Here is a 13,045-nt window from a genome sequence, read left to right as displayed (position 1 = left end):
ATTCAAATGACTTTAATGTTTTAAATCATTTAGCGTTTAAAATACTTCTTTTTTAAAGCGCTAAAAAACGATTTTTTATTTAAGTTATTGTTGCTTGTGTAATAGTTGGTCTTTTTAATATAGTGTTCGTATTCGTTGGCTTCAAGCGCTGCATGATATTTTAGTAGTAAAGGCTTAATCTCCGGGCGCATTTCTGATGTAATTAAAGCCCATTTAGAAATTTCTTCTGGCGCGAAGTAATCCCAGCCACTATAATGAAAAAAGCTAAGTGGAGTAGTATTGTTGACAAAGAAAGAACCGTTTACTTCTGAAATTTCTCGTTCGTGTAAATTCCAATATGCTACATTTACGCCCTCATTTCTTTCTATAAAAGTGTCTTTAAAATATAGAGGAACAAGATTTAGCCACAATTGCTCGCCATAATATCCCCTTTTAAAATCGTATATACAATCTTTAACGGAGCGCTCGCGTAACCAGTCAATGTATCTAAACGCTTGTGCTGATTTTCTTAATTTAAAAAAACCTCCGTTATACAAACCAGCGTTTAAAACCTCCAGCTCTTGACGTTTCATATCAATGCTGGGTGGCTGTGTAAAATGTGGACTTAATATTATCTCATGATCATTAACGGTGCTTTTGGGTAAAGGTCCGAAGAAGAATGTATCAGAATCGCAAAAAATAACTTGATTAATATGAACTTGTTCTAAAAAATATTTGGCAAAAAGTACTTTTGAACAATTCGCCAATTGCATCGGGTTATAATTTTGAGTTATAAAATCAAATTCATCTGCACCTAGTTCATGAAGTTGAACAATTGGATATTTGTTCATCAGTTCATTACGCTCTATTTCATCATCCGTAATGTAATCAGCAAGACAAATGCAAAATTCAAAATCTGGATGATACTTTTTAGCAGAATCTAATAATGATACAGCAAAAGGCAGATAATTTATGGTTGCTACAGTAAAAAATAAGGTCATTTTAAAAACAGTTGGTCAAGATTTTTATAACAGTGTTCCTTTTCGTAATTCGTGTTAAAAGCAGCCAATGCATTTTCTGCCTGCTTCTTATACTCAGATTCATTTGTTAATAGGCTCATGATATTATCCGCAAATTCAGGAGGATCATCACTAACCAAACAACCATTATTGGTTTTGTTGATCAAGCCATCAATACCTCTCGTATTACAAACTATTGGCAAGCCATAAGATAGTGCTTCTACCACTTTTATTTTAGTGCCGGTGCCGGTTAACATTGGGCATAGTGCTACTTTAGCCTTTTGGTAATAGGGCGATAAATCTTCAGCAAAATTTACAGCAATAATATTAGGTGCCTTTATAGAAAGGTGCTCATTTATTTGTCCAATGATGCATATCTGTATATTGGTTGGCAATAGCGGGTATACAAGGTTAAAAAACCAATTGGCCGATTTTTGATTATGGATATTATCACTAGCTACATAGATCAGATCGAAAGGTTTTTCTTCAAGAGACCGATTTTTTTCTGGTTTATCCAGCATCATAGGGGCTAATGCTACCCTGTTTTTAGAAAACTGACTGAAAATATACTGTTCTTCTACAGAAATGGCCAAAGCAATATCAAATAAAGAAATTCTTCTGATTTCTTCTTTAAAAGATTGACCGATATTCACTTTTTTTTGAAGCTGGGCAGTTATGAAATCGTGTGTATCCAGTACTTTTATTGATTTTTCAGTAAGATAATTATTGTCAACCAAAGTAGCCCAGCTGGCATAGTTGATAAAGATGTAATCGTAATCGTTGTTTTTTAAAATTTTATTAAAAGCCCTCTTAAACCTCATGGTTACCAATTCGGGAAATTGAAGTGGAAAAAACCAAGCCTTATTTTGATAGAAAAAATTTGGTAACTTATAAAAAAGAAGATAATAAACTATATTTTTTTTAGAAGGTTTTTTTTTAATTACATAAGTATTATTGGCCAGTCCTGATTGCTCAAATGCTTCAATGTCTGTTTCGCTCCAACGACCGGTGAAATATTCGCTTACAAAATCAATTTCAAAATTTCTTGATTTAAAATAGCTTAACATACTTAAAGCCCTGGTTCTATTCCCCGCATTTTTTTTTAACGGGTTATCAGGCATAAAAAATAATACTTTCTTCATCTAAAATGTTTAGTCGTTAAAAGCCTGCATGTCGATTAAACGCCTGTATAAGCCGTTTTTATTCATTAATTCGGTATGGCTACCACTTTCTACCACTTCGCCTTTATCAATTACTACAATTTTATCGGCATGTTGTATGGTACTTAAACGGTGGGCTATAACAATTGAAGTACGGTTTTTCATTAAATTATTTAATGCATCCTGTACCAGTTTTTCAGATTCCGTATCCAATGCTGATGTCGCTTCATCTAAAAGCATGATTGGCGGATTGGCTAAAACTGCCCTGGCAATACAAACGCGTTGTTTCTGCCCGCCCGATAATTTATTGCCCCTATCGCCCACATTTGTTTGATAACCATTTTCGGTATTCAGGATAAAATCGTGTGCATTTGCAATTTTTGCGGCTGCAATAACTTCCTCCTCCGTGGCATCTGGTTTAGCAAAAGCGATATTATTATAAATACTATCGTTAAATAGGAAGGATTCCTGATTAACAGTGCCCATTTGCGAACGGATACTTTCTACGGTAAGCGATCTGTAATCGTGGCCATCAATTGTAATAGTTCCTGATTTTGGATCGTGGAAACGTGGTAATAAATCCATCAATGTACTTTTTCCGCCTCCCGAAGGACCAACCAAGGCTACTGTTTTTCCTTTTTCAATGTCGAAGGTTATTGAGTTGAGGATTTGTTTTTCGCCATAATTAAATGATACATTTTGAACACTGATTGCGCTGTTAAAACCATCAAGCACTTTAGCATCTGGTTGGTTAAGCAACAATGGTTCCGTATCAATTAGCTCTAAAACGCGTTCTCCTGCAGCAATTCCAGAATGAATTCCGCTAAATGAGTCTGTTAATGCTTTTGCAGGGCGCATCACCTGAGAAAAAATAGCGATATAAGCAATAAAATCTGATGCTGTAAGGGCATTTTTATCGTTATGTAAAATTAATGATCCGCCATACCAAACGATGATTGAAATCATTAAAACACCCAGAAACTCAGAAACCGGTGAGCCCAATTGCTGGCGCCTAACCATTTTACGGGTTAAGTTAGAATAGAATATATTTTCCTGGTTAAATTTATCTTTAATTCTTTCTGTTGCATTAAAGGCCTTTATAATTTTAATCCCACTTAAGGCCTCATCCAAAAAGCCAATCATTTTCGCAAAAGATTCATGCGATTCTTTAGCCTGTTGCTTTAATCTTTTTACAATTTTACTGATAATAAATGCAGAAATTGGGATCACCAATAAGGAAAATAAAGTAAGCTTGGCTGATATGTTAAATAAAAGGATAACATAAACAATTAGCGTTACCGGTTCTTTAAAAACAACCTGAAGTGTATTGGTAACCGTAAATTGAACCACCTGTACATCAGAGGCTACTTTAGAAATAATATCACCCTTTCTTTCGTTGTTAAAATATCCCACATGAAGATTCATCACATTGTTAAAAACCCGCTTTCTGAAGTTTAGCAAGGTATGAACCCGCAAATCTTCCATATAACGTTGAGAAAAATACCTGAATAAATTGGAAAGCAATACAGAAATTACAATGATAATACAAATGTACATTAGCGTACTTTCTATGGTGTTAACCTTGATAGAGTAGTTAACAAAATCTCTTAACTTGCCCAATAGGCTAAAGGAAGAGGCTGCTTTATCGGTTAAGCTTGGCGTTTTGCAAGCTTGCTTGTTTGCATTTAAAAGTGTTTCGAACAAGGGTGATAACAAAGCCAGGTTAAAGGTTCCGAATAGAATAGAAAGCAAAGTTGCAATAACGTAAGGTATAGCAAACTTTTCTATAGGTTTGGCAAAAGATAATAAACGAAAATAAGTTTTCATTATGTATGGTATATATAACAGAACTTAGGGAGTACCTAGCCGTAAAAAGATTATAATAAAATTCAGGCAAATGTACGCTTTTTCATATATATCAATAAGTTGATGGTCAGCTTACAGAATTAAAATTACAATTCTTGGTTGTTTAAATGGATAGATATGCCGTTTTATGCGTATTGTAGCTGTATTATTGTAATAATTAAATGGCGTTATAAGAATTGTTGCCAAGCCCTTTCCGATTGGATTTTAACAGGTAAACTATTTCTCTTTATCGTTTTCCAGGCATTCCTGGTATAAGTTCAAATACTTATTTGCTGCAATTTCCCACGAAAATTTTTCAGCCTGCACAACGGCTTCGCTGGAACGATTGTTTTGAATAAAATCACCCATTCCATTGCTAAACACCTCTTGCATGTGTTCAGGTTCAAAATTGTCAAAATAATATGCAATATCTCCGCCCACCTCCGGTAATGAAGTAAATTTTGATAGAAACACAGGTTTTCCAAAATGCATGGCTTCAATTACGGGTAAACCAAAACCCTCAGCAACTGAAGGGAATAAAAAAGCATTGCAATTTTTGTAATACCAGGTTTTGTCATCTTCACTTATTGGCCCTGTAATATGTACCCTGTCCAGGCAGTTATATTTTGCGGCTTCTTCTAAAATTCTTTGCTTGTGTGGTGTTTCCTTGCCTGAAATTACCAGTTCAAAATCGTTTCCTTTTAAAAGCGCAGGTAATAAATGAAAGCCTTTCTGAACAGATAATAATCCAATTGTAAACAGGAAAGGTTTTCGGGGAACAAAATCAGGTGTATGATGCTCATTAGGAATCAATTTATCTGCCCCGTTATAAATTACGCTAACTTTTCCATTGGCTTCCGGAAAATAATGTAAAACATCATTAGCAACGAATTGAGAAATACAAACAATTTTATCACACTGGGATATAAGTTTACCAAGCTTTTTTAAATAAACCTGAATTCTGTGTGGCTTGCTAAATTTTAAATGCACCTTGTTCATATCATGAACGGTCATTATTTTTTTTGCATTTACTTTACCGGGCCTTAACCTGCAGGTTTGGTCGGAAAGATGAACAACGTCGAAATCATTTTTTTTCTTAAAAAATAACCGATCTAATCTGGAGAGATAAATGATGTCAACCAAACCATTAAAAAGATATTTGGTGTGTTTAAAAAGATAAAATTTCAGTTCAAATTTCCCTTTATTTTCCTGAATTAATGCGTCACCTAATCCTTTTCCAAACGAAAAATAGCCACAATTGGCGTCTTTCATTGAATCAAAAGTGACTAGGACCTTAGGTTTTTTCATTAAATGATTTTTACGGGGTTGAAAAATTATACAAATATAGACAGATTTAAATTGTAGCTACTTTACAATTTTATAATTCCGGTATTCGAACAAACGTAATCCGGTTAAGTCTTCAATCTTTTGTAAAATCCTTCTGCGGAAATTCATTTTAGGGGTTTCTTTGGTTAAATCTTTCTCAAATTTCCAGTTTGCGGCAGCAATTCTGGTCTGCATTACTTTTGGATGGGTCCCTTTAAAATGAACCAAACGATCTGCATTATGCATATCATAGGTGTTTTGCACCGGATAATTTTCTTCAATCCATTCTTCCGTTTGGTAAAACTGATTAAAGTTCCGAACCTTGCCCTGAAGGCCCTTTGGTGGTTTTACCCAACCGTAATGGTAAATATAGGCGTCAATTAATTTAACCTTCAGTTTTCTGTCATTAATCCTGAAACCCTGTGCGTCACGGTAAGAATGTACGCCTGGCAGGTTTTTAATCACCCTAACCTCCCTTCTGTACCAGCGTCTCGATTCCGCCAGGTAATCATAAGAAGCGTAAAAGTGTTTATATTTTAGCAGTAGCGCTTCAACATTGCTGTTGTTAAGCTCCACCTCCATTTCTTTTTTAATTAATGGAAGATAATCCTCATGGATGGCCTCATCACCCTGGATATAAATCATCCAGTCGGTACTTTTATCTATTTCAGCTAAGGCCTTATTGGTTTCATCAGCAAATACACGTCCGCCTTCTCTTATGCTTTCATCCCAGATGGTATCGATGGTCCTGATTTTTGGGTCAATGTTTTTAACCATTTCAGCAGTCTGGTCTGAAGAGTTTCCCAGCGCAACTATAAAATCATCGCACAAAGGCAGTACTGAAAGTATAGCTTCTTTTGCCGGATAATCGTTTACAATTGCATTTCTTAAAAAGGTAAAACCGGTAACTTTCATTATTGATGACGCTTTGTAGCTAATAATTTTTGTTTATTTGTACAAAGATAGTTTTATTGATGAATACACATCTATCCATTTTAAGCGAAATAAAAGCAGGTAATTACAAAGTTTTGGCAAGGACATTAACGCTTGTTGAAAATAATATCAAACCAGCTGATTCGATATTAAGGGATTTAGATGGTAAGGCTAACACTCCTGTTCTGGGAATTACCGGGCCGCCGGGAGCAGGTAAAAGTACCTTGGTGAATGCCATAACCAGTTATTTTGTAGCTGCAGGAAAACGCATTGCCATATTGGCGATAGATCCAACTTCTCCCTTTAATTTTGGTTCATTACTGGGCGATCGTATCCGGATGGCCGGTCAGTTTAACAATCCCAATGTGTATATCCGCTCTTTAGCTACCCGGGGCTCGTTAGGAGGGATTTCAGCAAAAACCATCGAGATGGTTGATGTTTTAAAGGCGGCAAATTTTGATTTGATTATGGTTGAAACGGTAGGCGTAGGGCAATCGGAGGTTGAAATTGCAGGTTTGGCCGATAAAACCATTGTAGTGCTGGTGCCTGAATCGGGAGATGAGGTTCAGAATATTAAATCAGGTTTAATGGAAATTGCAGATTGTTTTGTAATCAATAAAGCCGACAGGGAGGGAGCCGACACCTTTGCCAATAATTTAAAGAAAATCGTTCACCAAGGTGAGAAAGTAATTCCAGTATTAAAAACGGTTGCCGATAAAAATATCGGCCTTGAAGAACTGTGCGCATGGATTGATACCCCACAAATTGTAGACAATAACCGGAAAGCATTTCTTTTCGCCGAAAAAGCCTGGAGGCTCATCCAACAAAAAAAAATGCAGCATATAGATAAAAAAAAGCTGCGGGAAAAAATTCAGGCAGCTTTAAAAAATGATGGATTTAATGTTTATCGTTTTGCTGACGAGTTTGATAATGGTTAACTAACTGGTTAACTGATAATTGCAAATTGACAGCTGAAAACTAGTTAACTGTTCATGATTTCTTCAATTTCCTCAGCTGCTAGCGGAATATCGGCCATTAAATCTATATTGCCGTTTAGTGTAATCAGGATATTGTTCTCTAAACGGATACCTAAACCTTCCTCTGGAATATAAATGCCAGGCTCAACAGTTAAAATATTGCCGGCGGCAAACGGAGTGTATCGTCCGGCGAAATCATGTACATCAATACCCAAATGGTGTGAAGTGCCATGCATAAAATATTTTTTATAGGCCGGATAGCTCGCGGTCTGGTTTTTTACATCCTCCAATGAGATCAAACCAAGGTTAACCAGTTGTTCGGTCATGATTTCTCCAACCTGTTCGTGATAAGTATTCCACAACACACCTTCGCTGATTAAATTGATGGATTCTTTCATTACATGGTGCACCGCATTGTATACTGCTTTCTGTCTGGGGGTAAAACGGCCATTTACCGGAATTGATCGGCTCATGTCGGCGTTGTAGTTAGCGTATTCAGCTCCAAAATCGAAAAGGATTACATCACCATCTTTACATTCCTGGTTGTTATCGTTATAATGCAAAATGTTGGCATTATGGCCCGAGGCTATAATAGGGGTATAGGCATGGCCTGTACCACCCTGACGGATAAATTCGTGGATAATCTCTGCCTCGATTTCATATTCTTTAACACCTGGTTTGGTAAATTTTAGCACCCTGATAAAGGCATCGCGGGTTATTGCACTGGCTTTTTTTGTTAATTCTACCTCAACATCAGATTTAACTGCGCGTAAACTGCGCATAATTGGTGCCGAGCGTTCATAATGGTGCAAAGGGTACTTTGCTTTCATTTTCTCAATAAAACGGACATCACGATAGGGGACTTCGTGTGCATACCTGTCGTTTTCGTTCGTGTTTAAATAAATGTGCTCAGCATAGTTAACAATACTATGTAATATGTTATCAAAATCTTCTAACCAATAAACGGCTTCAATACCTGATGCTGCCTTAGCTTGTTCTTTAGTATACTTATAGCCTTCCCACACTTTGATATAGTCGTTTGTCTGTCTTAAAAACAGGACTTCTCTGTACAAAGGATTAGGACAATCAGGATATAGGAGCAATATGGTTTGTTCCTGATCAATTCCCGATAAATAAAATAAATCAGGATTTTGCTTAAAAACAAAGCTTTGGTCGCCGCTTCTTGGAAATTCATCACTTGAGTTGAATATGGCTAACGAGTTGTTTTTTAGCTGTTTAGTGAAATTTTTTCTATTTATGGTGAATAATGACTGATTGATAGTAGGATATTTCATGAAAATGTTATTTTTATATGGAAATGGCCAAATGTAATAAAATGATTATTTACTGTGAAGTTTGGAACGGAGTTTGTATAAAAGTTTGAAAATTTAAAATTTTGTTTAATTTTGCGATTACTGAAAAATTAATCAATTAAATTGTTTAACCCTTAAAAAAGAAAAAAGATTATGAATTATTCTACTTTAAAGAAAAGTGTTGCGCTTTCTTTAGTGGCATTAACAGGAGTTGCTTCTCTTGCTGTCGCTCAGGATGCTCCTGCAACCACTTCTGCTGTCAAGGTATTTGGCGGTAGAGGACAGTACAGAACTTGGTCTATCGGTGTACATGGTGGTGTTTTAATGCCAGTTGTTGCTATCGGTGGTACTAACGACTTCAACAAATGGGATGCTAACTTAGGTTACGGTTTAAACATCCGTAAACAATTAGGTCACTCTTTCGGTTTAGAATTAAACGGAACACGTGGTAAACTTTCTGGTACTAACGAAGGTATTTCTAACCCAGCTACAAGAGAGTTCGAAACTCAATTACAATATGCTGTAGATTTACGTGGTGTTGTTAACTTAGGATCTATCGATTTCTTACGTCGTGAGAACTCTGTTGGTTTCTTCTTAACTGCTGGTGCTGGTTATATGGCTTACGCTCCAAAAGTTACTTTAGGTAACGGAACAGTTATCGATTGGAAAGGTAGTGCTACTGGTCCTTCTGATGACAAACATGATGCTAAAGATTACGTAAAAGGTTTCTATATTCCAGTTGGTGCTGGTGTTAAATTCAAAGTTTCTGAGCGTGTTAACTTTAACTTAGGTTACACAATGAACTTTGTTGATGCTGATAACTTAGACGGAGTTTATGCAAAAGGTCAAACTAAAGATAAATTCTCTTACGGTTATGCTGGTTTAGAATTCTCTTTAGGTTCTTCTGCTAAACCAAGTTTAGAGTGGACTAACCCATTAGCTACTATGTACGATGAGTTAAAAGATCCAACTTTACGTCAAGAAGTTGAAGCATTGAAAAACCGTGTTTCTGCTGTTGAGAAATCTGTTGAAGATTTGAAAAAAGATACTGATGGTGACGGTGTTGCTGATCAATTCGATAAATGCCCAGGAACTCCTGCTGGTACTGCTGTTGATGGTTCAGGTTGTCCTCTTCCAAAAGCACCAGAGCCTACTGCTGCTACTAGCACTGCAACTGGTTTCGAAAAAATCGCTTTCGATTTCAACTCTTCAGTTTTAAAAACTGAGTCTTACCCTACTTTAGATAAATTATCTTCAGTGTTACGTGAAAACGGTGGTAAAGTAACTGTAAACGGTTACGCTTCAAGCGAAGGTACTGCTGCATATAACTTGAAATTATCTAAAGACAGAGCTAACTCTGTTAAAACTTACTTAGTAAACTCTGGTGTTAACGCTAGTCAAGTTGCTACTAAAGGTAATGGTGAAGCTAATCCAATTGCTTCTAACGATACTGAAGAAGGTCGTATCCAAAACCGTCGTGTTGAAACTGCTAGAAACTAGTATTTCAATATAAGATTTAAAAAAGTCCCGATGAAAGTCGGGACTTTTTTTGTGCCTTTTAATTTTTGGTATAAAGCTTTTTAGCTAAGTTTGTACATATGTACTTCTTTAGAAAAAAAGATCCAAACAGGCCAAATAATATCAATATTAAAATTATGCATTTTATTAATGCATTGGCTATTTCCATTTTTCTTGCAGGTATCATCTACAAGCTTATTCAGTGGCTTGCCAAATAATTCAAATCGTATGAAACAAATTATTAATACTACTAATGCCCCTGCCCCAATTGGGCCATATAGTCAGGCTGTACAGGCCGGAAACTTTTTATTCGTATCAGGTCAGGTAGCCATTAATCCTGAAAATGGAGAATTAAATATTAGCAATATCGAAGCAGAAACCCATCAGGTAATGCGTAACCTTAAGGCTGTTTTATTGGAAGCGGGTTTAACTTTCGATCATGTGGTTAAATCGACTATTTTCTTAAGTGATATGGGAACTTTTGCGCAAGTAAATGAAATTTACGGACAATATTTTACTGCTGAATTTCCTGCCCGTGAAACAGTTCAGGTTTCAGTATTGCCAAAAAATGTAAATGTAGAAATTTCTGTGATCGCCATTGTAGGATAATAAGATCATAATCAAAAGCAGAAATTTCATAGCGGGCATTATTCCTTGTATCACCTGGGAATAATGCCCGTTTTTTTGCACAGCATAAAACAATAGTGTTGCATTTTCTATTTTAAGGAAAACATAGATTTGAATGAAAATACGTCTATTTGCTTTTACTGCTGTCGATCGTTACTTTTAAGGCACTTTGATGAAACTGTTATTTACAAGAAACGGTAAAATATTTTGTTTAATTCGATATTAGATACACCTGTTGAGTTTTTAAAAGGCGTTGGGCCAAGTCGTGCCGATGTTTTGAAAAAAGACCTCGGCCTGTTCACCTATCAGGATCTGCTTGCGCATTATCCTTTTAGGTATATCGACCGTACAAAATATTTTAAGATCAATCAAATCAATCCAGATTCGCAGTACATTCAAATTATTGGTCGTGTAATCAGTAAAAAGGTAATCGGCGATAAAAGAGCAAAACGGATTGTTGCCGTTTTTAAAGATGAAACGGGTATTATGGAACTGGTTTGGTTCCAAAGCCTAAAATGGGTTGACGATAATATAACAGTTGGTACTGCTTATGTGGCTTTTGGTAAACCAAGCATTTTTAATGGAACGTTTAGTATATCGCACCCTGAAATGGAGCTATATCAGCGTAAGCAGGTTGGAAGGGGGAACCTGACGCTTCAGCCAGTATACAATTCTACTGAAAAACTAAAAAAGTTTAACCTCGATTCTAAGGGATTACAACGTTTAATAGCCGGTTTGTTGGATCAGATTATTCCACAGGTTCCGGAAAACTTACCTCCATACATCATTGATAAATATCAGCTGCCGGATAAGAAAATGGCATTGTTGAATATTCATTTCCCAAAGAACCAAAAAGATTTAAATGCTGCGGAAAGAAGGCTAAAATTTGAAGAGTTATTCTTTATTCAATTACAGTTATTACATAATAAACATTTACGCCAGTTAAAATTTAAAGGGGTAACCTTTGAAAAGGTTGGCGAAAAAGTGAATCGCTTTTATAAAGAATTTTTACCATTCGAATTAACCAATGCCCAGAAAAGGGTGGTTAAAGAAATCAGGATTGATACCCAACGCGGGGTACAAATGAACAGGCTTGTTCAGGGCGATGTAGGAAGCGGTAAAACTGCAGTAGCGCTAATGAGTATGCTATTGGCAAATGATAACGGCTATCAGGCTTGTATGATGGCTCCGACCGAAATTTTGGCCCGCCAACACTACGCTTCCATGACAGAACTCATCACTGATGATTTGGTTAAGGTGGCTATTTTAACCGGTAATACTAAAAAGAAAGACCGTACGATTTTGCACGAACAATTGGAAAGTGGCGAAATTGATATTTTAATAGGTACACATGCGCTAATTGAGGATAAAGTACAGTTTAAAAACCTGGGTTTGGTGGTAATTGATGAGCAGCATCGTTTTGGCGTGGAGCAGCGAGCAAAACTCTGGCGAAAAAACGTTATTCCGCCACATATCCTGGTGATGACTGCAACACCAATCCCACGTACTTTAGCGATGACTTTATATGGTGACCTTGATGTTTCTATCATCGATGAACTGCCTGCCGGAAGAAAGCCAATAGAAACCAAACATCTTTTTGAAGGCCAGCGTTTGAGGATGTTTGGTTTTATGAAACAGGAAATTGCCAAGGGCAGGCAGGTTTACATTGTTTATCCTTTAATTAAGGAAAGCGAGAAACTTGATCTTCTACATCTTGAAGCGGGTATTGAGCAACTGAGTTATCAATTTCCTCGACCAGATTACCAGCTAAGCATTGTACATGGCCAAATGCCAAATGCAGATAAGCAGTTCGAAATGCAGCAGTTTATTGATGGTAAAAGCCAGATTATGGTAGCCACAACGGTAATAGAAGTTGGCGTAAATGTGCCTAATGCTTCTGTGATGGTGATTGAAAACTCGGAACGGTTTGGACTTTCACAACTCCACCAGTTGCGTGGTAGGGTTGGCCGTGGCGCCGAACAATCCTTTTGCATCCTGATGAGCGGTAATAAATTGAGTAAAGAAGGAAAAGTCCGCCTGGAAACCATGGTAAGGACCAATAATGGTTTCGAAATCTCTGAGATCGACCTGCAGTTACGCGGCCCTGGAGATATTACCGGAACACAACAAAGCGGGGTGCTGGATTTAAAACTTGCCGACCTGGCCAAAGATCAGGTAATTCTATCAGAAGCACGGAATACGGTTATCGAACTGTTTTCAGAAGATCCCCAGTTGGAAAAGCCAGAAAACGCAGTCCTAAAAGCTTACCTGCGAAAACTGGAAAGAGGGATTTCTTTTGATAAGATTTCTTAATTTTTCTATTGTGTTGATTATCATCAACTTTACGG

General features: G+C 36.7%; 11 protein-coding genes. 5 read left to right on the top strand and 6 right to left on the bottom strand.

The annotated features are described in order from the left end of the window. Positions 1–29: 29 nt before the first annotated feature. The 5 genes from R2R28_RS15890 to R2R28_RS15870 form a co-directional block, all read right to left on the bottom strand. On the bottom strand, positions 30–980 hold the full coding sequence (locus R2R28_RS15890) for a glycosyltransferase (protein ID WP_316826670.1): 951 nt from the start codon (positions 978–980) through the stop codon (positions 30–32). Continuing rightward, positions 977–2,140, bottom strand: a complete 1,164-nt coding sequence (locus R2R28_RS15885; RefSeq protein WP_316826669.1) for a glycosyltransferase — start codon at positions 2,138–2,140, stop codon at positions 977–979. Before R2R28_RS15885 ends, R2R28_RS15890 begins: the two co-directional genes overlap by 4 nt. 9 nt (positions 2,141–2,149) lie before the next feature. Further along, positions 2,150–3,985 carry an ABC transporter ATP-binding protein gene (locus tag R2R28_RS15880; protein ID WP_316826668.1) on the bottom strand — a complete coding sequence of 612 codons (1,836 nt, stop codon included), beginning with the start codon at positions 3,983–3,985 and terminating at the stop codon, positions 2,150–2,152. Between the two features lie 255 nt (positions 3,986–4,240). Beyond that, positions 4,241–5,311, bottom strand: a complete 1,071-nt coding sequence (locus R2R28_RS15875) for a glycosyltransferase family 1 protein (protein ID WP_316826667.1) — start codon at positions 5,309–5,311, stop codon at positions 4,241–4,243. Between the two features lie 57 nt (positions 5,312–5,368). Then, positions 5,369–6,244 carry a glycosyltransferase family 2 protein gene (locus R2R28_RS15870; protein WP_316826666.1) on the bottom strand — a complete coding sequence of 292 codons (876 nt, stop codon included), beginning with the start codon at positions 6,242–6,244 and terminating at the stop codon, positions 5,369–5,371. Positions 6,245–6,303: 59 nt separating this feature from the next. On the opposite strand from R2R28_RS15870, the gene meaB reads away from it, so the two are divergent. Next, the gene (meaB, locus tag R2R28_RS15865; protein ID WP_316826665.1) at positions 6,304–7,200 is read left to right on the top strand and encodes a methylmalonyl Co-A mutase-associated GTPase MeaB; all 897 of its coding nucleotides are present in this window, start codon (positions 6,304–6,306) and stop codon (positions 7,198–7,200) included. Positions 7,201–7,244: 44 nt separating this feature from the next. Here the strand turns inward: meaB and R2R28_RS15860 are convergent, their stop codons facing one another. Continuing rightward, positions 7,245–8,534, bottom strand: coding sequence for an aminopeptidase P family protein (locus R2R28_RS15860; protein WP_316826664.1), 1,290 nt, complete (start codon positions 8,532–8,534; stop codon positions 7,245–7,247). Positions 8,535–8,705: 171 nt separating this feature from the next. Between R2R28_RS15860 and R2R28_RS15855 the strand changes: the two genes are divergently transcribed. The 4 genes from R2R28_RS15855 to recG all read left to right on the top strand — a co-directional run bounded on the left by R2R28_RS15855 (position 8,706) and on the right by recG (position 13,010). Further along, complete coding sequence (locus tag R2R28_RS15855) at positions 8,706–10,052, top strand: OmpA family protein (protein WP_316826663.1); 1,347 nt, start codon at positions 8,706–8,708, stop codon at positions 10,050–10,052. Between the two features lie 98 nt (positions 10,053–10,150). Next, positions 10,151–10,288 carry a DUF6728 family protein gene (locus R2R28_RS15850; protein ID WP_308421194.1) on the top strand — a complete coding sequence of 46 codons (138 nt, stop codon included), beginning with the start codon at positions 10,151–10,153 and terminating at the stop codon, positions 10,286–10,288. 10 nt (positions 10,289–10,298) lie between these two features. Next, positions 10,299–10,679, top strand: a complete 381-nt coding sequence (locus R2R28_RS15845; RefSeq protein ID WP_316826662.1) for a RidA family protein — start codon at positions 10,299–10,301, stop codon at positions 10,677–10,679. A gap of 225 nt (positions 10,680–10,904) precedes the next feature. Then, the gene (gene recG / locus R2R28_RS15840) at positions 10,905–13,010 is read left to right on the top strand and encodes an ATP-dependent DNA helicase RecG (RefSeq protein WP_316826661.1); all 2,106 of its coding nucleotides are present in this window, start codon (positions 10,905–10,907) and stop codon (positions 13,008–13,010) included. Positions 13,011–13,045 lie beyond the last annotated feature (35 nt).

The sequence above is a fragment of the Pedobacter miscanthi genome, assembly GCF_032678605.1.
In the GTDB taxonomy this organism is placed as follows: domain Bacteria; phylum Bacteroidota; class Bacteroidia; order Sphingobacteriales; family Sphingobacteriaceae; genus Pedobacter; species Pedobacter miscanthi_A.
The sequence above is the reverse complement of the archived record's forward strand: the minus strand, read 5'-3'. Positions and strand labels throughout refer to the sequence as shown.